Source organism: Metabacillus indicus LMG 22858, from assembly GCF_000708755.2.
Lineage (GTDB): Bacteria > Bacillota > Bacilli > Bacillales > Bacillaceae > Bacillus_P > Bacillus_P indicus.
The window spans coordinates 1,337,262-1,362,632 of sequence record NZ_JGVU02000002.1; the positions used below are offsets into that span (position 1 = coordinate 1,337,262).

At 44.3% G+C, this 25,371-nt stretch carries 29 protein-coding genes and 1 other annotated feature; of the genes, 6 read left to right on the top strand and 23 right to left on the bottom strand.

Annotated elements, in window-relative coordinates; genetic code table 11:
- Positions 1-7: 7 nt before the first annotated feature.
- A complete protein-coding gene (yqeH, locus tag AZ46_RS10190; protein ID WP_029279512.1) occupies positions 8-1,114 on the bottom strand; it encodes a ribosome biogenesis GTPase YqeH in 1,107 nt (368 codons plus the stop codon).
- Between the two features lie 2 nt (positions 1,115-1,116).
- Positions 1,117-1,632: a YqeG family HAD IIIA-type phosphatase gene (locus AZ46_RS10195; protein ID WP_029279510.1), complete on the bottom strand. Its 516-nt coding sequence runs from the start codon at positions 1,630-1,632 to the stop codon at positions 1,117-1,119.
- 380 nt (positions 1,633-2,012) lie between these two features.
- Here AZ46_RS10195 and sda point away from each other — a divergent pair, with 380 nt between their 5' ends.
- Both sda and pssA read left to right on the top strand, forming a co-directional pair.
- A complete protein-coding gene (sda, locus tag AZ46_RS10200; RefSeq protein ID WP_029279508.1) occupies positions 2,013-2,153 on the top strand; it encodes a sporulation histidine kinase inhibitor Sda in 141 nt (46 codons plus the stop codon).
- A 423-nt stretch (positions 2,154-2,576) separates the two neighbouring features.
- Complete coding sequence (gene pssA, locus AZ46_RS10205) at positions 2,577-3,116, top strand: CDP-diacylglycerol--serine O-phosphatidyltransferase (RefSeq protein ID WP_029279506.1); 540 nt, start codon at positions 2,577-2,579, stop codon at positions 3,114-3,116.
- Between the two features lie 31 nt (positions 3,117-3,147).
- On the opposite strand, the gene AZ46_RS22195 is transcribed toward pssA, so the two are convergent.
- A complete protein-coding gene (locus AZ46_RS22195) occupies positions 3,148-3,315 on the bottom strand; it encodes a hypothetical protein (RefSeq protein ID WP_168713771.1) in 168 nt (55 codons plus the stop codon).
- Between the two features lie 568 nt (positions 3,316-3,883).
- On the opposite strand from AZ46_RS22195, the gene AZ46_RS21520 reads away from it, so the two are divergent.
- Positions 3,884-4,024: a YrzI family small protein gene (locus AZ46_RS21520; RefSeq protein WP_081414168.1), complete on the top strand. Its 141-nt coding sequence runs from the start codon at positions 3,884-3,886 to the stop codon at positions 4,022-4,024.
- A gap of 43 nt (positions 4,025-4,067) precedes the next feature.
- Positions 4,068-4,208, top strand: coding sequence for a YrzI family small protein (locus AZ46_RS21525; protein ID WP_081414169.1), 141 nt, complete (start codon positions 4,068-4,070; stop codon positions 4,206-4,208).
- 174 nt (positions 4,209-4,382) lie between these two features.
- On the opposite strand, the gene sigK is transcribed toward AZ46_RS21525, so the two are convergent.
- Positions 4,383-5,123, bottom strand: coding sequence for an RNA polymerase sporulation sigma factor SigK (gene sigK, locus AZ46_RS10210; RefSeq protein ID WP_029279504.1), 741 nt, complete (start codon positions 5,121-5,123; stop codon positions 4,383-4,385).
- 237 nt (positions 5,124-5,360) lie between these two features.
- On the opposite strand from sigK, the gene AZ46_RS10215 reads away from it, so the two are divergent.
- Positions 5,361-6,107 (top strand): SGNH/GDSL hydrolase family protein, encoded by a 747-nt coding sequence (locus AZ46_RS10215; RefSeq protein ID WP_029279502.1) that lies wholly within the window; start codon positions 5,361-5,363, stop codon positions 6,105-6,107.
- A 218-nt stretch (positions 6,108-6,325) separates the two neighbouring features.
- On the opposite strand, the gene AZ46_RS10220 is transcribed toward AZ46_RS10215, so the two are convergent.
- The 4 genes from AZ46_RS10220 to AZ46_RS10235 all read right to left on the bottom strand — a co-directional run bounded on the left by AZ46_RS10220 (position 6,326) and on the right by AZ46_RS10235 (position 9,869).
- Positions 6,326-7,459 (bottom strand): bifunctional cystathionine gamma-lyase/homocysteine desulfhydrase, encoded by a 1,134-nt coding sequence (locus AZ46_RS10220; RefSeq protein ID WP_029279500.1) that lies wholly within the window; start codon positions 7,457-7,459, stop codon positions 6,326-6,328.
- A 1-nt stretch (position 7,460) separates the two neighbouring features.
- A complete protein-coding gene (locus tag AZ46_RS10225; RefSeq protein ID WP_029279498.1) occupies positions 7,461-8,384 on the bottom strand; it encodes a PLP-dependent cysteine synthase family protein in 924 nt (307 codons plus the stop codon).
- Between the two features lie 82 nt (positions 8,385-8,466).
- Positions 8,467-9,165 (bottom strand): 5'-methylthioadenosine/S-adenosylhomocysteine nucleosidase, encoded by a 699-nt coding sequence (mtnN, locus tag AZ46_RS10230; protein ID WP_029279496.1) that lies wholly within the window; start codon positions 9,163-9,165, stop codon positions 8,467-8,469.
- Between the two features lie 62 nt (positions 9,166-9,227).
- Positions 9,228-9,869 (bottom strand): class I SAM-dependent methyltransferase, encoded by a 642-nt coding sequence (locus tag AZ46_RS10235; protein WP_029279494.1) that lies wholly within the window; start codon positions 9,867-9,869, stop codon positions 9,228-9,230.
- A 362-nt stretch (positions 9,870-10,231) separates the two neighbouring features.
- Here AZ46_RS10235 and AZ46_RS10240 point away from each other — a divergent pair, with 362 nt between their 5' ends.
- Positions 10,232-10,432, top strand: a complete 201-nt coding sequence (locus AZ46_RS10240) for a DUF2536 family protein (RefSeq protein WP_029279492.1) — start codon at positions 10,232-10,234, stop codon at positions 10,430-10,432.
- 29 nt (positions 10,433-10,461) lie between these two features.
- On the opposite strand, the gene AZ46_RS10245 is transcribed toward AZ46_RS10240, so the two are convergent.
- The 15 genes from AZ46_RS10245 to AZ46_RS10315 all read right to left on the bottom strand — a co-directional run bounded on the left by AZ46_RS10245 (position 10,462) and on the right by AZ46_RS10315 (position 25,370).
- Positions 10,462-11,151: a DUF1510 family protein gene (locus AZ46_RS10245; protein WP_029279490.1), complete on the bottom strand. Its 690-nt coding sequence runs from the start codon at positions 11,149-11,151 to the stop codon at positions 10,462-10,464.
- Between the two features lie 54 nt (positions 11,152-11,205).
- Positions 11,206-12,948 (bottom strand): peptidoglycan D,D-transpeptidase FtsI family protein, encoded by a 1,743-nt coding sequence (locus AZ46_RS10250; RefSeq protein WP_029279488.1) that lies wholly within the window; start codon positions 12,946-12,948, stop codon positions 11,206-11,208.
- Between the two features lie 57 nt (positions 12,949-13,005).
- Positions 13,006-13,479, bottom strand: a complete 474-nt coding sequence (gene greA, locus AZ46_RS10255; protein WP_029279487.1) for a transcription elongation factor GreA — start codon at positions 13,477-13,479, stop codon at positions 13,006-13,008.
- Positions 13,480-13,756: 277 nt separating this feature from the next.
- Entirely contained in the window at positions 13,757-14,392 is a 636-nt protein-coding gene (udk, locus tag AZ46_RS10260; protein ID WP_029279486.1) for a uridine kinase, read from the bottom strand.
- A gap of 4 nt (positions 14,393-14,396) precedes the next feature.
- Complete coding sequence (locus AZ46_RS10265) at positions 14,397-15,665, bottom strand: peptidase U32 family protein (RefSeq protein WP_029279484.1); 1,269 nt, start codon at positions 15,663-15,665, stop codon at positions 14,397-14,399.
- 34 nt (positions 15,666-15,699) lie between these two features.
- Positions 15,700-16,629 carry a peptidase U32 family protein gene (locus tag AZ46_RS10270; protein WP_029279482.1) on the bottom strand — a complete coding sequence of 310 codons (930 nt, stop codon included), beginning with the start codon at positions 16,627-16,629 and terminating at the stop codon, positions 15,700-15,702.
- A complete protein-coding gene (locus AZ46_RS10275) occupies positions 16,622-17,284 on the bottom strand; it encodes an O-methyltransferase (protein ID WP_029279480.1) in 663 nt (220 codons plus the stop codon). Before AZ46_RS10275 ends, AZ46_RS10270 begins: the two co-directional genes overlap by 8 nt.
- A gap of 181 nt (positions 17,285-17,465) precedes the next feature.
- A complete protein-coding gene (gene mltG / locus AZ46_RS10280) occupies positions 17,466-18,593 on the bottom strand; it encodes an endolytic transglycosylase MltG (RefSeq protein WP_029279478.1) in 1,128 nt (375 codons plus the stop codon).
- Between the two features lie 211 nt (positions 18,594-18,804).
- Positions 18,805-19,092 (bottom strand): DUF1292 domain-containing protein, encoded by a 288-nt coding sequence (locus AZ46_RS10285; protein ID WP_029279476.1) that lies wholly within the window; start codon positions 19,090-19,092, stop codon positions 18,805-18,807.
- Between the two features lie 31 nt (positions 19,093-19,123).
- The gene (gene ruvX / locus AZ46_RS10290; RefSeq protein ID WP_029279474.1) at positions 19,124-19,540 is read right to left on the bottom strand and encodes a Holliday junction resolvase RuvX; all 417 of its coding nucleotides are present in this window, start codon (positions 19,538-19,540) and stop codon (positions 19,124-19,126) included.
- 1 nt (position 19,541) lies between these two features.
- Positions 19,542-19,808 (bottom strand): IreB family regulatory phosphoprotein, encoded by a 267-nt coding sequence (locus AZ46_RS10295; protein WP_029279472.1) that lies wholly within the window; start codon positions 19,806-19,808, stop codon positions 19,542-19,544.
- Between the two features lie 111 nt (positions 19,809-19,919).
- Positions 19,920-22,553, bottom strand: a complete 2,634-nt coding sequence (gene alaS, locus AZ46_RS10300) for an alanine--tRNA ligase (RefSeq protein WP_029279470.1) — start codon at positions 22,551-22,553, stop codon at positions 19,920-19,922.
- 68 nt (positions 22,554-22,621) lie between these two features.
- Positions 22,622-22,830, bottom strand: a binding site (T-box leader).
- Positions 22,831-22,875: 45 nt separating this feature from the next.
- Positions 22,876-23,937: an AI-2E family transporter gene (locus AZ46_RS10305; protein WP_029279467.1), complete on the bottom strand. Its 1,062-nt coding sequence runs from the start codon at positions 23,935-23,937 to the stop codon at positions 22,876-22,878.
- A gap of 726 nt (positions 23,938-24,663) precedes the next feature.
- Positions 24,664-24,855 carry a hypothetical protein gene (locus AZ46_RS10310; protein WP_029279465.1) on the bottom strand — a complete coding sequence of 64 codons (192 nt, stop codon included), beginning with the start codon at positions 24,853-24,855 and terminating at the stop codon, positions 24,664-24,666.
- Positions 24,856-24,869: 14 nt separating this feature from the next.
- Entirely contained in the window at positions 24,870-25,370 is a 501-nt protein-coding gene (locus AZ46_RS10315; RefSeq protein ID WP_081414170.1) for a PRC-barrel domain-containing protein, read from the bottom strand.
- Position 25,371: the final 1 nt, after the last annotated feature.

A 25,371-nucleotide genomic window follows, 5' to 3' on the forward strand; every position in this document is an offset into this window, starting at 1 on the left:
CTCCCCGTTAAATTAAGGATGATCTTAATGTAACATTTACGCCTTTAGGCGCGTAAGCCGTTACTTTTTTGTTTCCTTCATTGACAGTTACCCATCCAAGTCCGGAAAAGACAATGTCAGTCTTATCATCCTTAATTGTAAATTCATGAGCTGTCAGTTCCGGGAAGCTTCCGAGCTGGTCTTTTCTTGGCGGAGTCAGCATGTCTCCTGCATGGCGTTCATACAGCTCGTCTGCATTTTCAAGCTTTGTGCGGTGAATCGTAATTTCTGCAGGCACATAGCACGTAAGAGACGTTCTTCCGCCGCTCACGTAGTCAAGACGGGCAAGACCGCCAAAGAATAGAGTCTGAGACTCGTTCAGCTGAAAAACCTTTGGCTTGATCTCTTTTTTTGGAGACAGCAGTTTTAAGTCTTTTTTATCGACGAAATGGGCCATCTGATGGTGGTTAATAATACCCGGAGTATCATATAAAGCTGATCCGTCATCAAGCGGAATTTCAATAAGATCGAGCGTTGTACCAGGAAAATGCGATGTGGTAATCACATCTTTTTCACCCGTCACTTCTTTAATAATGCGGTTGATGAAGGTGGACTTGCCGACATTTGTGCAACCGACGACATAGACATCCTGTCCGTTCCGGTATTCTTCAATCGCTTCAGTGACTTCCGGAATGCCCTGGCCTCTTGCAGAGCTGATCAGAAATACATCCACAGCGTTTAAGCCGAGTTCCTTAGCTTCCCGTTTCATCCAGTTGGTCAATTTTTGTCTCTTGACCGACTTTGGAAGAATATCCGCTTTATTTCCGACGAGCAGAATCGGGTTGCCTCCGACAAAACGCTGAAGGCCGCTCAGCCAGCTGCCGTTAAAGTCGAAGATATCAACGATTTTCACCACAAGTGCGTTCGTGTCGCCGATACTGTGAAGGATTTTCAGAAAGTCATCATCTGTCAGTGAAACATCCTGAATTTCATTATAGTTTTTTAGGCGGAAGCACCTTTGGCAAATGATCTGTTCCTTTTGCAAAGCGCTCTCCGGTGCATATCCAAGCTCGTCCGGATGTTCTGTCTGTATTTTCACACCGCAGCCGATGCAGACAAATTGTTCCTCTGTCACGTTTAATCCTCCCACTGAATCAAGCCTTTTCTTTTCAGAACAGCAAGAATTCTTCTTTCAATTTTGCGGTTAAGTCTCGTTACAAAACCGTCAGTAGATGCAACAGGCACGACTAAAATCGTATGAAAACCGTTGCGGTTGCCGCCAAGGACATCTGTCAGCAGCTGATCGCCAATCACAACAACATCCTTTTTATCAAGCTCCATGTTTTTCAGAGCTCTGCGGAATGCTTTGCCCATCGGTTTTCTTGCTTTATAGATGAAAGGAATTTGAAGGGGATCTGAGAAAGAGCGCACCCGTTTTTCTACATTATTAGAAACAATGGTAACCTTGATGCCATGTTCTTTTACATCTTTGAACCATTCAATAAGTTTCGGAGTGGCACTTGGACGGTCCCATTCTACCAGGGTGTTGTCAAGGTCGGTGATGATGCCTTTTACTCCTCTGTCTTTTAATGCCTGTGGAGAGATTTCATAAATATTCTTCACGTACTCTCCCGGCAGAAATAATTTCAACATTCTATAAACACCTCATCGGACATTTTTTAGCCAAACTACATCATATCTGATTTTAATCTTTCTTTCAAAAGAAACTTGGCATTCTGCAGAAATTCAGAAGAAATCCGGTAAATTTTTCGACAAAATGTTCGGCCTTCCGTTCTGTGGATAAGTCTATTCACATTGTTCACTCATATAGATTCCTCTGCTGATAGGATTATAAACAAGATATTAACAGCTTATCCACTTTCTTCTGTGGATAACAGAACGATTGTTCTATTTTATATTTCGTGTTAGATTGGATTTACTAGAAGAAAATAACATAAAAGTATATGCATGGTGCTTACTTTATAGAACATTATTTCCATAATGGAGGTGCAAGCCGGCAAGCCGGCGATCCTATGAGAAAACTTTCCGATGAACTGCTCATTGAATCCTACTATAAAGCGACAGAAATGCAGCTGAGCGAAGATTTTATAGAACTGATCAAAAAAGAGATCAAACGCCGGTCATTGACTCACGTTTTAAAAGCTTCGAGCTGACTTTTAAAACGTGAAGCTCTCTTCTTTTGCGCTTATCAGCCAATCCCGCGAAAACCTTAACCTCTCCCCGAGACTCTGCAAATGCCGCTTTATTCTTTTCAAAAAGGAGAACAGCAGCCGGTCCAAAAAATAAGCCAGCTCCTCTCCTTTTTCATCCTTTCCTTAGCATGAGTCAATTCAATCGTATTTATAAACAGCGCCTGGCTTAACATGGATTGATGATTAACCTGGACGAATCACATGATTTGGGTTATCATCAAATGTTCATGCTTCTTTTTTCATGCTTATTTATAAAGAAATCATTGGAAAATTATTGTTATAAATGTTCATCCTCCAAAAAAATATCTTTACTACTGTCAATATCATGCATAGAATAAAAGTAGGCCTGAATAGGTCATTTATGCTATTTAAGGAAGTGCCATTATGTTTTTAGCAGGCTATATCGATGCCACATTAAAAAAAATAAAAGCAAATACCGCCAACATGCTGACCCTTGTGAATCTTGGACTGGGCGGCTTCGCCATTATCTATACTCTTAACGACGTGCTGAAGCTGAGTCTTCTGCTTATTTTTCTTGCTGCTCTTGCTGACAGGTTTGACGGAATGGTTGCCAGAAAATTCAACATCGAGTCCGAACTCGGCAAACAATTGGATTCAATGAGTGATATTATATCATTTGGTGTTGCTCCGGCACTACTTATTTATAAAGGAATTCTTTTTGAGCTCGGGGCGCCGGGAGCTTTTTTCGCCGTTTTATTTATAGGATGCGGTGCTTTCAGACTTGCCAGATTTAACATTACAGATAACTGCGGATTTTTCAGTGGACTGCCAATAACAGCAGCCGGATGCATCGCCACCCTCAGTTATTTATGGAAAGACTTCATGCCGGTGCATTCCTATATGTTCCTTCTGATGATTCTTTCTTTTTGTATGATCTCATCCTTCAGAATCCGCAAAATGTAAAAAACACCTCAGCCGAGGTGTTTTTTTTTGGCTATTTGCAGCAATAGTTATTGTAGTAATAGCCTCCTCCTAAAACAAGCAGCAGGATCAGCAATACGACAATAAAAGCGTACCAATAGCCAAAGCCCGCGTAAGGTGCATAGGGATAAGGATAAGGATATGGTGCAGGCGGTCCGTAGAATGGTGTGCAAGAGCGCATGAGTAAGACCTCCTTTTAAACTGTTCCCTCTAAATTATGTGACACTCAACTAATTGGTATAGGCTATAGCCATAGATTGTCAGCTCATTTAATAAATATTGCCTATTTTTCAAAAAAAGGGTTTACAATTTATCCTTTCGTGGATATAATTACCATTGTAATCAAAACTACGAAAAGGGAGGTCGAATCAAATGTCAATCATGTCAGTGTCAGCACAATGGAATGCAGCTCAATTGAATACACGTCTATTCGGCCGAACTGGTAAACGGTAATTATCCTATTGTCCTTACCGCCGCAGGTTGAGTAGCACTCTCCTGCGGCGTTTTTATGTCCATTTTTATAAAACGCGACACGCCACAGGTATGCCCTGCGGCGTTTTTGTGTTCTCTGGGGATTTTGAACAGCCTCTCCAGTGGATTGCAGCGGAAGGAACTTGACTCCTTGTCCAGCTGCAGCGAGGAAGCTTCAGGCACTCCCCGCGGAAAGCAAGTTCCTGGAGCGAAAGGGAACGGCTGCACTGCAATCAATATTAAAATTGGTTTTAACCATTTAAAGGAGGTGAGAAAAAATGACGATCAACTTATTATTTGTATCACTTACAATCAACCGCAGAAAACAGACGCTTGAACAAGTGCAGCATGAAGAACAAGTTTTCAAATCTTACGAAGCCATGCAGAATAAATGCTTCCAAATGTATAACGGCATCTAATGAACAGGAAAAAACATCAAAGAAAAACAGGAGGTGAAACTATATGACGATCAACCTATTGTTTGTAAGTCTGACAATCGAACGCAGAAAAAAATCAATCGAAGAGATCCACCACGAAGAACAAGTCTACAAATCTTATGAAGCCATGATGAACAAATGCTTCCAAATGTATAACGGAAACTAACACCCCACCATACTTAAAAAACGAAAGGAGAGAGCGAAAATGATGATTCAAATGAAACTCAGAATGCACCTTAATGTGGAGAAGGATTCTGACTAGCACGGGCGGAGCCGACCGTTTAGCCCTGACATAAACCAATACAAAAAGCGAAGATCTTTTTAAAGATCTTCGCTTTTTTCATCCCTTCCCCTTTTGCCGGCCCTTCTGCTGGCCCTTTTTTTCCTTTTCCGCCCTGTAAAATTCATGGAACATTTTCATGAGTGCCCTCTTTTCGATCCTCGACACGTAACTCCTTGAGATGCCCAGCTCCTTTGCGATTTCCCGCTGCGTTTTCTCTTTTTGCAGGTCAAGGCCGAATCTGCCTACAATGACTTCTTTCTCCCGTTCATCCAGAATATCGATAAATTCTTTTACTTTTTCTAGTTCCATGTTCAGCTGAATCGTATCGATGACGTCTTCTGACTCTGATTTCAGCACGTCAATCAGGCTGATTTCGTTCCCCTCTTTATCCTGGCCGATCGGATCATGAAGGGAGACGTCCTTTTTGGTTTTCTTTAATGCCCTCAGATGCATGAGGATTTCATTTTCAATACATCTTGCCGCGTACGTAGCGAGCTTTGTGCCCTTGCCTTCTGAATAGCTTTCAATTGCTTTTATCAGACCAATCGTGCCGATTGAAATAAGGTCCTCCGAGTCCTCGCCGGTATTTTCAAATTTCTTGACGATGTGCGCCACCAGCCGCAGATTGTGCTCGATCAGCATATTACGGGCATGCTCATCCCCTGTTGCCATCAGCCTTAAGTATTTTTTTTCTTCGCTTGCTGACAATGGCTGAGGGAAGGCATTGTTTTTGACATAAGATACTAAAAAGACCAGCTCTTTTAATAAGTATCCTAATGCAGCTAAAACTCCTGACATTGACCCACCTCCACGAACAGATTGTAGGCAGCTGCCTATAATCAAGTCTATGTCCGGAAGGGTGTGAAAGTGTCTGTACTACGAAAGATTGCGGAAGTCCTTCCAGTTTTTCACCAAAAATGAAGCGCATACATTATGACATTTTTGAAAACTCTATTGATTCTTCCTTCTTTTTCATCAATAATGAATGCTGGTGCTGTCAAGCCCTTGGCCATCTTATGTTGGAGGTTGTTTTTTTTGAAAAAATACTTGTCTCTCGCTGCTTTTCTTTTGTTTTTTCTGCTGCTGATCAGCTGCGGAAACCGATCAGATAGATATACCATTGTTGCCTTTGGCGACAGCAACACGCGCGGAGCAAACTGGACCATCCGAAATTATCAGGATACAGATAAATGGGTAAACCTCGTCAAATCCACTCTCCCTGTAAACGATGGACAGACGTTCATTCATAATGCAGGAGTAGGAGGAGAAACGACTGAGGATGCAAGAAAACGGTTTAGACGGGATGTGCTGAACACAAAACCCGATCTTGTTTTCATCATGTTTGGAACGAATGATGCTGTGATTCTGCCAAACGGGCAGCCAAAAGTCACACACAGCCGCTTCAGGGAAAATCTGCTTTACTATGTAAATGAGATTAAAAAGAACGGCGGAAAACCCGTTCTGATGACATGCCTTCCTATAGTTGAAGGAAACGGCCATGACAAGCTTTACTACACGAGATATCCGAAAAAACTCTATTCCCATACAGACGGGGCACGGAACTGGCATAATTCCTATAATGACATTACCCGCGAAATTGCGTTTAAAAATGACATCACCTTAATTGACAACTGGACGACCATGGTGCAGGCTGCCGGAGGCGACTCTGATGAACTGCTGCTTAAAGCAGGAATTATTGACCCATCCGGAAATCATATGACTCCGCATGGAGCAAAGCTGATCTATGAATCCATCTTAAAGAGCAAGGTGCTTAACCAATAAAAAGAACCCGTTCAGATAAGAACGGGTTCTTTGTTTATAGTAGAAGACTATGCCTGATCCTGCTCATCCAGCCGTTTCTTGTATGCCAGAGAACGTTTAAAGCAGTAAAAGGCCCCTATAAGAAAAAGTCCAGTTGTGACCTGCCTGAATATGTGTCTATAAAAACCTTAACATATCAGAGCAGGCAATGATGCAGGCAAATACAGGCAGCAGAGGAATTAGTTTAATGCATGTTTCAGATCTTCAACAAGGTCCTCCGCATCTTCAATGCCCACTGAAATCCGGACCAGGCCATCTGTGATGCCAAGCTCTCTTCGGCGCTCTGCCGGAATGGATGCATGCGTCATTTTAGCCGGAACTGAAATCAGGCTTTCAACTGCGCCAAGACTCTCTGCCAAAGTAAAGTATTTTACTTTTGAAAGCACTTCTTCCGCCTTTTCTTCGCTGCCGACATCAAACGAAACCATTCCGCCGAATCCGCCTGACTGCTTTTTCGCAATTTCATGATTAGGATGATTTGCAAGGCCCGGGTAGAATACTTTTTCAACTGCCGGATGCTCCACTAGAAAATCAACGATGGCTGCCGTATTCTTCTCATGTGCTTCCATACGGAGAGCGAGTGTTTTAATGCCGCGCATCAGAAGCCAGGAATCCTGAGGCCCAAGTACTCCACCTGTAGAGTTTTGAACAAAATGAAGCTCTTCTGCCAGTTTTTCAGACCGGACGACTACAAGGCCGCCGACTACGTCACTGTGTCCGCCAATGTATTTTGTTGCGCTGTGAAGGACGATGTCAGCTCCCATTGAAAGCGGGGTTTGCCAGTATGGCGTGCTGAACGTGTTGTCTACGATCGTCAGCAGTCCGTGTTTTTTCGCAAGTGCCGCTGCCGCTTCGACGTCCGTAATTTTAAGAAGCGGATTTGTCGGTGTTTCAATGAACAGGGCTTTCGTGTTTTCTTTTACCGCAGCTTCAATTGTAGAGAGTTCGCTTGTGTCAACGAAAGTAGAATCAATGCCCATACGGTTCAGAATCTTTGTCATCACACGGTATGTTCCGCCGTAAACATCATCAGTCAGGATCACATGATCTCCGCTGTTGAACAGCATCATGACGCCTGTTATGGCAGCCATGCCGGAACCAAATGCAAAGCCTGCATGACCCCCCTCAAGATCCTTGATCAGCTCTTCCAAAGCATGACGGGTAGGGTTTCCTGTGCGGGAATACTCGAATCCTTTATGATTGCCGACTCCGTCCTGTTTATAGGTGCTTACCTGATAAATAGGTGTTGATACAGCTCCTGTGTGCGGGTCTCCGACAATGCCCCCGTGAATCATTTTCGTTTTCTGTTTCATGCTAGATTCCTCCTTCGTAAATCTTTTTGCTTAAATACCGTTCACTGCTGTCAGCAAAGATCGTCACAATGTGTGAGCCCGGGGCCGCTTTTTCTGCCTCAAGAAGGGCTGCATGCATCGCTGCACCTGCTGAGCTTCCGACTAAAAGGCCCTCTTTCATGGCAAGCTCTTTCACTCTTTTAAACGCGTCTGTGTCCATGACTGTATGAATACTGTCAAAATACGTTTCATCCATATAATCCGGGAGGAATTCCATTCCGATCCCCTCTGTTTTGTGCGGTCCGGATTCTCCGCCGTTCAAAATTGATCCTTCAGGCTCTACTATAACGGTTTTCACACCGGGATTTACCTCTTTTAAATACTGCGCCGTTCCCATAAATGTTCCGCCGGTTCCTGCCCCTGCGAGAAACACATCGATTTTCCCGTCGAGCTGCTCCCACAGCTCAGGTCCAAGCGTTTTATAGTACGTCAGCGGATTTGCAGGATTTCCAAACTGCTGAGGGCAGTAGGATCCGGGTATCTGCTCACTAAGCTCCTGAGCTTTCTTGATGGCGCCCTTCATTCCTTCTGCTGTCGGGGTATTGACAACTTCTGCCCCGAGCGCCCTCATGAGATCCTGTTTTTCCATACTGAACTTTTCGGGGACGCACACAATCACATTTACATTCCTGCTGATTGCGGCAAGCGCAAGTCCGATGCCCGTATTGCCAGCGGTCGGTTCAATAATCGTTCCGCCTTTTTTCACCTTGCCTGTTCGTAATGCTTCATCAATCAGTTCAGCGCCAAGACGGTCTTTAATGCTCCCGCCCGGATTCATAAACTCCAGTTTTGCAAACAGGCGCACGCCGTTTGGAAGCGGAAACTGGGTCAATTCCATCAGAGGCGTTCTGCCAATCAGTTCTTCAATGCCTTTTACGACTTTCATTCTGTCCACTCCTGTGATAAGAATGTCTGCACTCTTATCCTGTTATCCTTAAAAAAGAGGATCATTGCGATCCCCTCTGTTTTTAGCTTTTTAATGCACGGACAATGCTTAAAACAAGCTCTGCGGAATTTTTTGCAGCTGTTTCCAAGTATTGTTCGAATGATACATCCGATTCTTTTCCTGCAATATCAGACAAAGAGCGGATGATGACAAACGGTACGCCGAATTGATGGGCAGTCTGGGCTATGGCCGCAGCCTCCATCTCAACTGCGTATAGGTTTTCAAATTTTGTTCGGATGTATGCGACTCTTTCAGGATCATTCATAAACGAATCACCGGTGGCAATCAGACCTTTCACAACCTGAATCCCTTCCTGTTCCTGAGCCTGCTCGGCAGCAATTGCAACCAGCTTTTCATCCGGAAGGAAAGCAGCCGGCATGCCGGGCACTTGACCGTATTCGTAGTTAAATGCTGTCACATCTACATCGTGATGTCTTACTTCTGTAGAAATGACGACGTCTCCAACATTCAGGGAATGATGAAAACCTCCAGCTGAACCTGTGTTAATGACCACATCAGGTTTGAAGCGGTCAAGCAGGATAGCAGTGCTTACGGAAGCATTTACCTTCCCAATTCCTGATTTCAGAAGGATAACGTCCATCCCGCTGTATGTTCCAGTTGTAAATTCGCTTCCTGCGATCGTTTCTGTTTTTGCATGTTCAAGCTGATCTCTTAAAATAGAAACTTCTTCTTCCATTGCTCCAATGATGGCTGCTTTCATTTGTTGTTCCATTCCTTTCAAAAGGGGTTTTTGGCCGGCATCAGCCTGAAACGCTGTCGGTATTATTTTTTTACGGCTTCTATCAGCCACACAAATTCGTTGAGCTGCGTGAAGTCGGCAGTGAATGAATGTTTTTCAAGGATGCCGCGCATGACTGAATGTGTTGTGTAATATTCTGTTTCAAGGTCGGCTGCCAAGTTTAAGTAGTGCTGTTTTTTTGCTTTTTCAATCATGGACTTGTAAGCCTTCTGATCTTCAAACATTGTGTCAGCAAACACTATTTTACCACCTTTGCCGAGAAGACGGGCATAAATTGCGACAGCTTTCTCTTTTTCTTCATCTGTTAAATGATGAAACGCATACGTACTAACAACCGTGTCTATTTCCCCTTTTGGAACAGGGAAGGTGAGAAAATCACCGTCGCTGATCTGAGCCTTGTTTCCAAGCTTTTCAGCTGCTTTTTCTCTCATCGTCTTCGATGGTTCGATTCCGTAGACCTGCTTTCCTTTATTCAGCAGTTCTGCTGTCAGGTTGCCGGTTCCGACTCCGAATTCAAGGACGAATTTACCAGATTTGGATGCTACAGCTTCAAGAATGGCGCTGTAGCCGCTGAACACATCTTTATATTCTTCATCATGTCCGACTACAGTCGAATCATACGAGTGAGCCCAATCTTCAAATAGTTCTACAAACTCTCTTCCCATCATGCACCAATCCTTTGATGATAATTTAAATAATTCCTATGTGTATACTATGATTTAAAAATAGAACTGTTCTTAATTTACCACACGGTTTGTTTAACAGGCAATGAAAAGACTTTCCAGAAGGGTATTTTATGAGATATTCTATAGAAAAGCGGAAGCGCCCGTTTTACTCCGGCAGTCAGATAAGAAATCACCCGAGAAGTCCGGGTCCCGCCTTTTTGGGGGATTTTGTTCTGACAGTAGAGCCTGAGCGCTGCAGCTGGACAAGGTGTCGAGTGCTTTCCGCTAAAGTCCACTAAGTTTAAAACTTTTATAGCGTTACTAAATAGTAGCAGAAGAATATATATTTGGAGGCATCTAATATGTTTAAACTGGAGTTCATTAAAGATAAAGTGGAATTTTTCGAGTCGGAGAAGCTTGCAGATCTTGAGAAGAAGATCAGCGAGCAGATTGAGATCAATAAAGCGATTTTGCTTGAGGTGCATTCGGTTTCCCACCAGATGCATGTAAGTGAAGAAGGAAGACGGTTTTACAGCGCTGCGGTGCATTTTAAGGCAAAATAAAAAGGTGAGACGTTTTGTCTCACCTTTCATCAATTTTCAGGCTGTTTCAGTTTTTCGACTCTGACCGGCTTCCAGCCTTCGTTTTCAACCCAGGTAATCTCTACTTTGTAATTTTGTGTTTTGTCTTTTGAAGAAATGGTTCCTTTTGCATCATTCGGACTGCCGTTGTTTCCGATAAACCAGATGGTCATATCTGATTCGCTCAGTCCTGTAGCATAACTCATAGCCTTGATCATTTCAGCCCAGTCCTGTGAGCTTTTGTCATATTGGGCAACGTGGGGCTCAGATTGCGAAGTTCCGACCGGCTTCCAGCCTGGATTTTCAATAATCTGATCTACGTTTGAATTCGGATCGCCTTCTGTTACGACAGGTTCTCCGGCTTCTTCATTTTCTTCGCCGTTTTCTTCGGCCGTTTCTTCTTTTTCTGCTTCATCTGCATCTTCTGTGCTGTTTTCTTCGCTGTTTTCTTCAGACGCTTCAGCTTTTTCTTTATCTTGTTGTCCTTTATTCTCATCATTCTTGACGGTACCTGATGCCGTCTCTTCGTTTGCTTTTTCTGACGCCTTTTCGCTGTCATTTCCGCCAAGCAGCAGCTGTGACCCAATGACAAGAATTAAAATGGCTACAATCCCAATTAAAATGTTCAGGACAACATTTGCTTTCCGGCGTTTATCACGGTTTTCAAAGCGTGATCCTTTACTTAGATTGCTCAAGTGCATTACACTCCTTTATCCCTCTAACATTCTGTCTTATTCTATCATTAGATTGCGTTTCTATCTAGTAGAAGCATTTTCTAATCGGGATAATTCAGCTGCGACATCATAAAAGATGCTGTTGGCCGAGGATGTTTCACTTTGAGTATCCAGTTCAACAACCGCAAGGGCATATTTGGGATTGTTTGAAGGAAAATACCCTGCAAACCATTTGTGGACAGTTTTATGTCCTGTTTCAGCCGTGCCTGACTTTCCCGAAACTTCAAATGGCAGCGACTGAAATCTTCTGCCGGTTCCGTCCTTATCTGTTACAACCAGCCTGAGCAAATGCTGCAGCTTGGAGGCTGTGTAAGGAGAGATCCCATCACCTTCCATATCCTGATCCGGAAATTCAAACATGGTTGTCCCGTTTTTATAAAGAATGCTGTCAGCAATCTTCACCTGCTTTTTTTCTCCTCCCCGCGCAATTGTCGCCATCATGTTCGCTGCAGCAAGCGGGGTTACGCGGACATTTTTCTGCCCGATTGCCGTCTGTGCCACAGCACGAAACGCTCCTTTATCTCGCGGGTCATCCCAAATGGAAGGAGACTTCTCTTCAGGAAACTGCCTGAACTGGTTATAATGAAACACATTTCCGCTCCAGCCATTTTTTTCAGTCAGGCCTAATTTCCCTGCAAATTCCTCAATGGTCTTTTTGTCTTTTTTAATCAATTCTTCAGCTGTCGTTGTAAACGTGTAGTTGCAGCTTCTTGCAAAACTGCGTTCAAAGTTGAGGATTCCCATATCAGAATCATCGTCATGTTCACCATACATATCCAGCTGGCAATTATACGAATTTTTCAGCTTCAGCCCGTTTTCAATCGCAGCAGCGGCGATGACCGTTTTAAAAACGGAACCGGGAATTTGCGGAGTCAGCATATGGTTTGTGTGTGAACCGGAGTCAGACCTTTCAAGCGCCGGTTTGCTTACCATCGCCAGCACTTCACTCGTTTCAGCGTCCAGGAGCACAAGTCCCCCTTTTTTAATGCCGTATTTCGTGACGATCGCATCCGCCATTTTCTGTATCCTGCTGTCAATGGTTGTTTTGACGCTTACAGGATAAAAAGGATTTGCGTTTGCAATATACTTGACGTTTATGCCAAAGAGCGGATTTCCATCGCCGTCCACATGGTATAAAAGCTTTGTTTCTGCATCCGGAAGTAAAAATTCATCAAATGCTTTTTCAAGCCCGGTAAAGCCGACCTGCGTTTTGGAGGATAGCTCCTTCTTATCAGGGTAGCGTTCTCTCAGTACATCCGGACTTTCTCCCGTGATGCCGATGATATGGTTTGCTGCTTCATCCTTCTTTTTTGCCTGCTGGTAAATGGCGAAAACCCCAGGGATCTCAAGGTCATTGATCGTATCCATTTGGGACTCAGTCAAGGTTATGCCCTCTGCAGAACCCATGATCAGCGGTTTGTCAGCATCCTCAAGCATGTTTTTAAGGGCAAAAGCAGAGTATCCGGTTATCTGCGCCAGTTTTTCTTTCGGCCACTCAATGTTTTTCAAAAACGGGAACAATACGAGTTTGGGTTCCTGAAAATTTCCGACAGGAAGGAGATTTCTGTCCACAAACCGGCCGCGGCCGTCGTCAATCATGACTTCCTGCGTTCTCTGTCCGACACTCTCTTCAATTAAATTGACATTTTCTCCCCCAAAGGACTCTGTGTTTATAAGCTGGATGTCTGCAAGCCTTGCAATCAGCACAAGCATGCATATAAAAATAAAAGCGCCCGTCCATTTCATTCTCTTCTTCATTATCATCAAAAAAACACCTCGCCTTTGACTAGTGTCGACGAGGTGTTTTCTTATTAAACCTTCTTACTTAACGTTTGTGATTCTTACTTGCATTTCTCCGCCCGGAGTCTGCACGTTTACTTCATCTCCAACCTGACGGCCCATGAGGCTCTTTGCGATTGGGGAATCATTAGAGATTTTGCCTTCAAATGGATCTGCCTCAGCGCTTCCGACGATTGTATATGTTTCTTCATCGCCGTTTGGAAGTTCAATAAATGAAATGGTTTTGCCGAGAGTGACAACATTTGAATTAGCATCATCCACAATGATTTTAGCATTGCGGATCATATTCTCAAGTGTTGTAACGCGTCCTTCAACAAAAGCCTGTTCTTCTTTGGCTGAATCATATTCCGAATTCTCAGACAGGTCTCCGAAGCTGCGTGCAATCTTGATTCTTTCTACTACTTCTTTACGTTTGACCGATTTTAAGTATTCAAGTTCCTGCTCAAGCTTTTCTTTACCTTCAAGTGTCATAGGAAATACTTTTTCTTGTGCCATGATCTCACTCCTTCTAGTATAACTGCCCCCAAAATCAATTGGTATGTAAGACTGCACTGTGATAACGGAGGAGCTAGATCTGCTCCCGCCCGGTTTATGCATATTATTTGCTTTATGTAGCTTAAAAGCAAGCCCTGGGCTTGCTTTTAAGACATCGTACTTTTCCCGATGAAGCTTTCTGAACATAAGAATTTTAAATCCGGTTCATAAAAGCTGTGAGAAACTTTAACAGCCTATACATAATATGGTCACAGTACTCTTTATCTATGCTATGTTATTACAAAATTGCGTTTAGTTCAAGAATTGTTTGAATCTTTGTAACCATAAGGTCGATGGCCACATGGTTCTGGCCGCCTTCAGGTATGATAATATCCGCATAGCGCTTTGTCGGCTCAATGAACTGGTTATGCATTGGACGGACAACGGAAACATACTGCTCGATGACAGAGTCAATCGTTCTTCCGCGCTCTTTTATATCACGAAGCATGCGTCTGATGATCCTGATATCTGCATCTGTATCAACGTACAGCTTAATATCCATTAAATTGCGGAGTCTCTCGTCCTCAAGAACGAGAATGCCTTCAAGAATAATAACGTCTTTAGGCTCAACGAGCAGGACATCTTCAGAGCGGGTGTGAAGCTTGTAGTCATAGACAGGCTTGTTGATGGCTTCGTAATTTAAAAGCTGTTTAATATGCTCAATCAAAAGCGTGTTGTCAAAAGCAAGCGGGTGATCATAGTTTGTATTCAGCCTCTCCTCAAACGGAAGATGACTTTGATCTTTATAATAAAAGTCCTGCTCCAGCATTAAGATGGAATGGCCTTTAAAGTAATCATAAATAGACTTTGTCACACTGGTTTTTCCGGAGCCTGAGCCCCCGGCTACCCCAATGACAATGGGCTTTTTCCCCATCGGTTCACTTCCCCTTCCGCATCATGTTATTTGGGAAGACTTTTCGGTCTGCTTTAAACGTCACAATTTGCAGAGGGTGGCGGGCTGCATCAAGAACATTTCCGTCTTCATCCCACAGCTGCTCAATTTTTTGCGTGAAGTTTTCCATTTCAGGGCCAAAGAATTCAACTTCGTCTCCCGGCTTGAAATAGTTGCGCTGCTGCAGTGTAACCATTCCAGTCTCTTCATTGTAATCAAGAACAAGCCCAACGAAGTCAAACGTTGTTTTCTTGCCGTGAATGCCGAACATTTGCTCCTCTGTTCCTGGAACACCTTCAAAGAAAGCAGGAGCTGTGTCGCGGTTTGCACACTTATCAAGCTCATCAAGCCATTCTTTTTGGATAACAAAGTTTTCAGGATCAGCGCAATAGGCATCGATGACCTTGCGGTAAACACTGACAACCGTTGCAACATAGTGAATGGACTTCATGCGGCCTTCAATTTTCAGGCTGTCAATTCCAAGCTCGATCATTTTCGGAATCGACTGGATCAAATTTAAGTCTTTCGGACTCATGGCAAACGCAGCGTCATCCTGGTCGAACAAAGCTTCTTCACCATTACCTGAAAGCTTATAAAGATCGTAGTCCCAGCGGCATGACTGACAGCATCCCCCGCGGTTTGAATCACGCGCAGTCATATGATTGCTCAGTACGCAGCGTCCTGAATACGCGATGCACATCGCTCCGTGGATAAAGGTTTCAATCTCAATATCAACTTTTTCTTTCATTTCTTTTATTTCTTCAGCGCTTGTTTCACGCGCAAGCACAACTCGCTCAAGTCCCTCTTCTTTCCAGAACTGAACAGCTTTCCAGTTCGAGAGAGACTGCTGTGTGCTTAGATGCACTTCAAGTTTCGGAGCTACTCTGCGGCATGTTTCGATAATCATCGGATCAGCCACGATAATGCCTGAAACGCCTGCTTCCTGAAGGCCCATAAGGTACTCTTCAAGCCCGTCCATGTTTTCGTTATGGGCAAAAATGTTGGTCGTAACATAAATTCTTGCACCGTATTTGTTTGCAAACTGTACTCCTTCAGCCATTTCTTCCAATGAGAAATTATCTGCATTAGAACGGAGGCCGAATTCTTTCCCGCCGATAAAAACGGCGTCTGCACCGTAGTGAACGGCAATTTTCAATTTTTCGAGATTGCCTGCCGGTGCAAGCAATTCCGGTTTTTTCACAATGACGCGTTTGCCGTCTATGATCTGTGAAATGTTATCTGCAGCAGTCACCATCATTTATTCCTCCTTGTTTCTTGCTAAGCTTCTATTAATAAACGGTTTCTTTAAAGAAAAATCCTGTATCAAGCGGTCGGTTTTCAGGCTGAATGTCTTCAATTTCTGAAAGAAGAGCATCTTTTACATTTTCATACTCATCGCGGTCTTCCACGCAGAGATCGATTGCTTTGCGGTATTTTTTCGTTACCTCAATCAAATACTCAGACGTTTGAAGGACACCGTCAATTTTGAATGAGTCAATGCCGGCATCAATCATGTCAGTGAGTTCATCTATGATGCACATATCGTTCGGGCTCATGATGTGCGTGCCGTTTTCGTCCTCATAAATCGGATATTTGTTGCTGCGTTCTTTGTCATGCAGGAACATCGCTTTTTCGCTTTGGATGTTTTCGATTTTCATTGCTTTTCCCTGATATTCGAAGTAGTTTCCGATTAGAGAGCGTTTGGACTGGAACATGCATGTCATTCCGTGGACCTGAACCTCAATTTCCACTTCTGCATGTTCTTTCGTGTTGATAATCGACTCCATGCTTAACTCACGTGCAAGAACTGCCCTTTTTGCCCCTTTTCTTCCCCAATAATTGCATGTATACCAGTTTGTAGCTGTCGTTTCCGTATTCCAGTGGAGAGGAAGGTCAGGAGCAGCTTCTCTTGCCGCCATGAGAACGGCTGGATCTCCAAATAAAACAGCATCCACGTTGATTTCTTTCAGAAAACGAAGATAGTCATAAAGCTCTTCTACCTTTTCGTTATGAAAAATCGCATTCATAGCGGCGTACACTTTTACATCTTTCGAGTGGGCAATGGCTGTTGCCTCTCTCATTTGGTCACGATTAAATTCACCTGCAAGTCTGAGCCCGAAGCGCTGTTCTCCAAGAACAAAGGCAGTGGCTCCTGCATCTACAAGGGGGATTATATCTTCCATCTTGGTTGGTGTGACAATTAATTCCGGTTTATTCATCTTGTTCACCTCGTTTTATACTTACGGCCATTCCGTCTCCGACAGGAAAAATCGCTGTGTGATAGGAAGGATGGGACATCAGCCATTCATTATAGCTGCGGATTTTCCTGAGCAGCGCACGCCGTCTCCGGTGAAACGACATGTCCTCCTCTTCATTCGCAACAAGTCCTTTAAACAGAACGTTGTCCGTTATGATACAGCCGCCTTCAGAGAGCATCGGCTCATACATTTCAAAAAATCTCATATACTGCCCCTTGGCAGCATCAATGAAAATCACGTCATACGGTCCTTTTTCTTCAATCTGCTCTTTCAGCTGGAGGGCGTCGCCGTGGAGAGCGGTTATTCTGTCACTTAGTCCGTTCTCCGTGATATTCTGGGATGCCTGTTTGTAGCGTTCTGCATTTCGCTCAGCCGTCACAATTTCCGCTTGCGGCAGCGCCCTGCACATGCGGATGGCAGAGTAGCCGATGGCTGTGCCGATTTCCAGTATTTTTCTTGGCTGTTTCAGCACAAGGAGACTGATCAGAACTTCGATCCCTGTCTTTTCCATAATCGGAACGACGTTTTGTTCTGCATATTCCTCCATCTTTTTGATGGATTCATCCTGCTCGGGAAGAAGGCTTTCTATATATGTCAAAATTGTTTCGTTTTCCATTGTCTTCTCCTTTAAACGCCGCACTGGCGGGCGTTCAGGTCTATCTTATCTCATGAAAATAAGAGTTCTTCCGAAGAACTCTTGGCTGTATTTATCGTTTTGTTTATCTCTGTCTTTGCAACTCGATATATTTTACCACAATAGAAAAGGGAATGCGAATTTTTTCGCCTTCCCCAGTTTCTTATTTATTCGTGATGTGTTCAGCTTTTGCTTTGTTATGTTCTGCAAGTGTTTTTGTGAAGATCACTTCGCCTTTTTTCGTTGCGAGGAAGTAGAGATAGTCCGTCTTGGCAGGCTCAATTGCCGCCTTCAGTGACTGGCTTCCCGGATTTGCAATCGGTCCCGGCGGAAGTCCCTGTACTTTGTACGTATTGTAGGGTGATTCTACTTCAAGATCTTTGTAATACACGCGGTCTTTATGCTCTCCAAGTGCATAAAGCACGGTAGGATCAGTCTGAAGCGGCATTTTTTTGCTGATCCGGTTATAAAAAACGCTTGATATCTTTTCTCTGTCAGCTGACTGGGTCGCTTCTTCTTCGATGAGAGATGCCATCGTCAAAAATCTGTGAACCGGCATGTTTTTTTCTTCCAGCTGGTCTGCATAAGGCTTGACCACTTCATCTGTTTTCTTGATCATTTCTTCTAGAATCAGATCAAGCGGAGGTTTTTCCTCATAAAACGGATAAGTTGCAGGATAAAAATAGCCTTCAAGCGGGTACTTAATATCCTGGCCGTAGATTTCTTTTGTCACGGTTTCCGGGTATTTTTTCTGCATAGCCGAAATAAATTCTTTGCTGTTCATTCTGTTCAGCACTTCTTTTTCAGGGTAGCCGGAGTGCTTGGCAACCTGTGCTGCAATCTGTGTGAGCTGAATGCCTTCAGGAACGGGAATCTGAAATACAACGTCTGTTATAACCCGGCCTGATTTGAGGCTTGCGATAATGTCTTCAAGTTCCATCGATGGGGTAAGTTTATAGTCACCCGCCTGAAAACCTGATTCGTTTTTAAATTTCACATAGTATTTGAAAACCCGTTTATCTTTAATAATCTTTTCTTCTTCCAGAATAGCCGCAATGGATGAGACAGATGAACCTATAGGTATCGTTACATTCACTGCTTTTTTATCTGTTTCATCAGCCGGCTCCAGCGCGGATTTGATATATAAATAGCCTCCGCCGATCAGCCCTGTCATAGCTATAAGCAGCACAGCGACAACAATCAGGACAATCTTCCGGATGACTCTTGCTTCCTGCTGTTTTTCCAGGAGTTTGTGCTGCAATGTATGTTTGTTCGAATCTCCCTCTGACATTATGGACGAGCTCCCCCTTTCATCATCATGATTATACTACATAATGACCATTTTTTCGCCAAATTCCACCACATTTTTACGGGAGCGCCTGTTCCATCCCGCACAAACAGAGAATTTCAAGTTCTTCTTTGTCAAGAGTGTTCCCTTAATACGGTTTAAAAAGCAAAAAAAAATAAACCGTCAAATGACGGTTTACTTTTTATCTGACGATTTAGTTTTCTTCCTCTTCGTTGTCAAGGAATGTATTCAGCATTTCTTCTACAAGATCCCACTCTTCTTCTGTTTCGATCGGAGCAAGTTCCCCGTCCACGCCGTCTGCAGTAGGCTCGAAGCTTGATGCATGAATTTCGATTTCTTCCTCGTCATCCTGTTCGCCAAGCGGATAGTAAAGGACGTAAGACTTTCCGAACTCCTCAGAAGCGAAAGTGAAAAGAATTTCGCAAAGCTGCTCGTTGCCGTTTTCGTCTACTACTGTAATTTGTTTTTCTCCGTGTTCCATGTAAGTCACCTCATCTATAGTTTGCTGCCTGTTAGTTCAGGCTGTCAAGATAGCCCTGAAGGATCATGACGGCAGCCATTTTATCAATTACCTTTTTTCTCTTTTTTCTGCTGACATCCGCTGAGAGCAGAACACGTTCTGCAGCCATCGTGGATAATCGTTCATCCCAGAGGATGACCGGGATGCCGAAGGTTTTCTCAAGCTTTGATGCAAACCTCTGGCTTGCTTCTCCCCTTGGTCCGACCGTTCCATTCATGTTCTTTGGAAAACCGAGGACAAATTTCTCTGCATGATGCTCATTTACAATCTGAGTCAGCCTGGGAAGTCCAAAATTCCCTGCTGTTTCATCAATCTTGATTGTCTCGATTCCCTGTGCTGTCCAGCCAAGTTCATCGCTGACAGCGACTCCGATTGTTTTGGAGCCATAGTCAAGCCCGATAATTCGCATATTAATCCTCTCTATGATGGTGTAAGTACGATTTGACCAATTCCTCAATGAGTTCGTCGCGCTCAAGCTTGCGGATTAAATTTCTTGCATCGCGATGCCGCGGGATATAAGCAGGATCTCCGGAGAGAAGGTAGCCGACGATCTGATTGATCGGGTTATACCCTTTTTCCTTTAAGGCATCATAAACAGTGAACAGCACTTCATTTACGTTCGTCTCCACTGCTTCCTCAGAAAAATTAAACTTCATTGTTTTGTCAAAGGAACTCATCACACGCACCTCTTTCCCAGATTCGCTGTTTGAATCTGCTTGTCCATTCTTATTACCATTCTACACTAAGTATGGAAATTATAAAACGGATTTCCCTTGCAGGAAGAAAAATCAGACAGTTTTCATCCATTCTGAAGCATATTCCAGAGCGCTTTCAAGCTTTTCAGGTTCTTTTCCGCCTGCCTGAGCCATATCCGGACGTCCGCCGCCGCTTCCGCCGCAGCGTGCCGCTACTTCTTTGATCAGTTTGCCGGAATGATAGCCTTTCTTGACTAAATCGCCTGTAACACCAGCTGCAAGACTGACTTTCCCGTCATGGGCCGCACCCAGAATGACAACCGCTGATCCAAGTTTCTGCTTCAGCTCATCCACCATAGAACGCAGGCTGTTCATGTCTTTTGCACTTACCTTGCTTGCAAGCAGGGTGACTCCGTCAATTTCCGCAGCCTGGCTCAGTAAGCTTCCAGCTTCTACGTTACCCAGTTTTGCTGTCAATGATTCATTCTCCCTTTGAAGAGAACGAACTTCTAAAAGCAGGGCGTCAACACGGTTTGCAGCATCTTTCGGGCTTGATTTAAGTTTACCTGCAACGTCTGAAAGGATAGAAAGCTGATCTTTAACAAGCTGGTATGCGCCTTGTCCTGTTACAGCTTCAATTCTTCGGGTTCCGGCGCCAATTCCTGATTCAGCCACAAGTTTAAACATGCCGATGGACGCTGTATTGTCAACATGGCAGCCTCCGCAAAGCTCAAGGCTGTAATCGCCGACTTGAACGACACGGACAATATCTCCGTATTTCTCGCCGAACAGAGCCATTGCACCCATTTCTTTTGCTTCAGCAATCGGCTTAAGCTCAATATTCACTCCGATGCTTTTCCAGATCTGTTCATTGACGATCTGTTCAATTTGCTCAAGTTCCTCAGGCTGCACCTGACCGAAATGAGAGAAGTCAAAGCGGAGTCTTTCTCCTGTTACAAGAGAGCCTGCCTGATTGACATGTCCTCCAAGGACATCTTTAAGAGCCTGGTGCAAAAGATGTGTCGCTGTATGATTTTTAATAACGGCACTGCGTGTTTTTTCATCAACAGAAGCTGTTACCTCGTCATTTGTTTTCACTGTCCCGCTAACAACAAAGGCCGTATGAAGGTTCTGGCCGTTTGGAGCTTTTTGGACATGCTTGACCTGAAGCTTAACAGCTTCACTTTCAATTGTGCCCTCATCTGCAATCTGTCCGCCGCTCTCTGCATAAAACGGCGTTTCATTCAGAATCAGCTGAACTTCTTCTCCTTCATGCGCTTCACTGATGATCTCGCCGTTTTTCAAAAGAACGGAAACAGAAGCTTTTGCTGTAAGGCTGCTGTAGCCGACAAACGTGCTGTCTGCTTTAATTTCTCCGAGCACTCCGCCCTGAACCTGCATGGAATCAACATCCTGCCTTGCAGCACGTGCCCGCTCGCGCTGGCCTTCCATCTCTCTTTTGAAGCCTTCATGGTCGATTTCCATCTGCTCTTCCTGTGCATATTCCTCTGTTAATTCAACAGGGAATCCGTACGTATCGTAGAGACGGAATACATCCGCACCAGGAATGACTGAGCTGCCTTTAGCTTTTTGGGCTTTGACCACTTCTGATAGAATTGCCAGGCCGTCATTCAGTGTTTCATGGAAACGTTCTTCTTCGTTTTTGATCACCTTTTGGATAAATTCTGTTTTCGCCTGCACTTCCGGATAAAAATCAACCATAATTTCTCCGACAACCGGAACGAGTTCATACATGAACGGGCGGTTGATGGAGAGCTTTTTAGCATACCTCACAGCACGGCGGAGAAGGCGTCTAAGTACATAGCCGCGGCCTTCGTTAGAAGGAAGCGCTCCGTCACCGACTGCGAATGTCACTGTCCGGATATGATCGGCAATCACTTTGAAGGCTTCATCTTTCTCAGCATCCACGCGGTATTTTTCGCCAGATGCGTTTTCTGTTGCACCAATGATCGGCATGAACAGATCTGTATCGAAGTTAGTCGGCACATCCTGAATGACCGAAACCATCCGCTCAAGGCCCATGCCTGTATCAATGTTTTTCTTAGGCAGTGGAGTATACGTTCCGTCTGAATTATGGTTGAACTCAGAGAACACAAGGTTCCACACTTCAAGATAGCGCTCATTTTCACCGCCAGGATAAAGCTCAGGGTCCTGCGGGTCATTTCCGTATGATTCTCCTCTATCGTAGAAAATCTCTGTATTCGGTCCGCTCGGGCCTTCTCCGATATCCCAGAAGTTGCCCTCCAAGCGGATAATACGCTCTTCCGGAACACCGATTTTGTCTTTCCAGATCAGGAACGCTTCATCATCTTCCGGATGAATTGTAACCGAAAGCTTCTCAGGGTCAAAACCGATCCAGTTCTTGTCCGTAAGAAATTCCCAAGCCCATTCAATCGCCTCTACTTTGAAGTAGTCGCCGATGGAAAAGTTGCCGAGCATTTCAAAAAACGTATGATGACGAGCCGTTTTTCCGACGTTTTCAATGTCATTTGTGCGGATTGATTTCTGGGCGTTGCAAATTCTCGGATTTGCAGGAATCACCCGGCCATCAAAGTATTTTTTTAATGTAGCAACCCCGCTGTTGATCCATAAAAGAGACGGATCTTCATGCGGCACGAGAGATGCACTTGGTTCCACTGCATGCCCTTTTTCTTTAAAGAAGTCCAAGAACATTTGGCGTACTTGCGCTGAGGTTAGTGTTTTCATCTTTGTTCCTCCTTTTAAATGTCTGCAAATAAAAAACTCCCGCCTCTGTGAAAATCACGCTTGATTTTCACAGGGACGAGAGATTGCTCGCGGTACCACCCTGATTATAGACATAATAGTCCATCACTTCATTAAAACCGTAACGTGGTTTCACCGGCAGGGTTTGCCTGCACTCCGGAATAGCCTTCTGTTTCCCTTCACCTCAGAGCTCTCTCAGCGTACAAGCCCCTCTCTTGTCAGATGGTCTGAAACATACTCGTTCCTTCATCGTTTTCCTATTTGCGCTTTATACGCTGAATTATAGTTTAACGCCAACCCATTGTCAATGCTGTCTTCTCAGCTGCATGAGATGCATGAGTGTGACTTTCAGCACAGCAAGCAACGGTACAGCCAGAATCAGCCCGACGATGCCGGCTATTTCACCGCCGGCAAGCAAAGCAAGCATAATCACAATCGGATGCATGTGAAGGCTTCTCCCGACGATCAGCGGACCGAGAATGTTCCCTTCAATAAACTGCAGCGTGAAAATAATGGCCGCAACAATCAAGACGGTGTTTACAGACATCGATGCAGCAATAATGACAGCCGGAATGGCTCCGATGACAGGCCCAAAATACGGGATGACATTCGTAACACCAATCAGAATTCCGATAACGAGCGGATACTTAATATCAAAAAACCAAAGAGAAACAAACGCAAGAAGTCCAATAATCACACAGACGAGCAGCTGTCCTCTTATATAGCTTCCAAGCGACTGATCCACATCTCTGACAAATACGGAAGCCTCCGCTCTCCATCTTTTAGGAGTCAAATACCAGGCTGCTTTTTTCAGCTGCTCATAATCCTTCAGCATATAAAAAACCAGAAATGGAATCAGCGCGAGAACCAGGACGTAATCAACAGCCTTGCCCAGACTGCTCAGAATTTTATCAATCCAGTATGAAAACCAGGCTTCAACATTCTGAAATCCCTCTTCAATCCTTGTGTGTATTTCATCAGGGAACCGGTCCGTCTGGGTGTGAACCATCTCAAGCCAGCCCTGGTATTTCTGCTCAAGCACAGGAAAACTGGCCGACAATTCCTTCAGCTGAATAATCATCACCGGAATGCCTTTATAGAGGCCGTAGCCGACACCGCCAAAGAACAGGGTGTAGATGATCAGGATGGAAAGTGTCCGCGGAACACCTGTAGAGTGGAGCTTTTCAATGACCGGATGCAGCAAGTATGTAATAAAGCCTGCAATTAAAAAAGGGATCAGGATGGCCTTTATCATCATGTACAAAGGATCCCACAGTACTCTCAGCTTCATAAAGAGAAAAACAGAAAGCAGGATCAGAAGGAATATTGCGATTCTAAGCAGCCATTTGACATATCGTTCTCTCAAGTTGCATCCCCTCCTCGTCTTTAGTTTGGTGATGGAGGGGGGAATTATTCATGGGCGGGAAAGAAGAATGAGTGCTTATTGTATTATGGCCGTTTGATTATACCCGTTCTCTTGGACTACAGTCACAAGATTACCGCTGGGAGGGATGGGAGCTCGTACTCGTACCCGTTCCCTTTCGCTCCAGTCACTTGCTTTCCGCGGGGAGCGCCTGGAGCCTCCTCGCTTCGCTTGCGGGGTCTCCAGTGCTCTCTTAATCCCGCAGGAGTCAAGTGCCTTCCGCTACAGTCCACTGGAGTTTTAAGTTGTTCTAGGTGCACTCTTTTCTGACCTTCTTTTTACCTGTTGTCCTATACTATTGAAGTTTGTATTTATAGGGATGCATTTTCGCTTTTTGGTACCCCATATTTCCGCTGCACCTTTTTATGGGACAGCATTTTTTCTTTTTGCTCCCCTATATTTCCGCAACTTCATTTTATATGGATGCATTTTCGCTTTTTACTACCCTATATTCCCGCTGCTCCTTTTTATACGGATGAATTCCCCTGTATCCAAAGCAAAAAAGCAGCCAGGTAATCTGACTGCTTTTCATCATGCGCGCATCAGAATAGTTTCTTGATGCGTTTTTTCATTTTTTTCATGTCCCGCTTAGAAACGGAAACACGTCCAAGTAAATCTGTAAGCATTGAGGTCATTCGCCGGTTCATACTCATTTCCCCCTTGCTGCGTTTACATGCTGATTGTTCGGTCATCATCTGAGAAAAGATCATCAAGAGAACTTAAGGAACCGTCCTCTTCCACCTGGTGGGTGAAAATCTGTCCTTTAGATACAGACAGCTCTATGAAGCATCCCCAGCAGTAATACTGGTTTACGCCGATTTTGCCTATATCTTTGCTTTTGCAATTCGGGCATTTCAACAATTTGGTGCACCTCGCTAATGAATAAAATCCATGACGATTGCATCTTTGCTGATCGTTAAAGTCCCCGGAGGATCAAGTTTCTTCTTTCCCTCCATCATGTCTGCAAAGAATCCGTCCGTCAGTTCATATGCTACAATGGTGCCCAAATGTTCAGAAAAATATACATCTGCGAGAAGACCAAGCTTCTCGCCCTCTGCAGAAAAAACCTCTTTGTATTGGATTCGGCGGCGTGATGTCAGGAAATAAGCTTCTCTGAATTCAGACAGCGATTTCAGCGTGCTTCTTCCTTTCATCATGATCCCGTCCTTGCCGATGGTGCAAATCGATTCACTCGGTACGATGCGCCCTTTTTTAAAAAAGCCTTTTTCATGCAGCAAAAGTCCGGTGAAACGGCCGTTTTTATCAAGACATGCATCACATACATACCCTGCTATATACCCGTCTTCCAGATCGACTACAGGAAGGCCTCTGAGCTCTGTGAATGTCCGCAGGAGAAACTCCCCCTTTCCGAACACT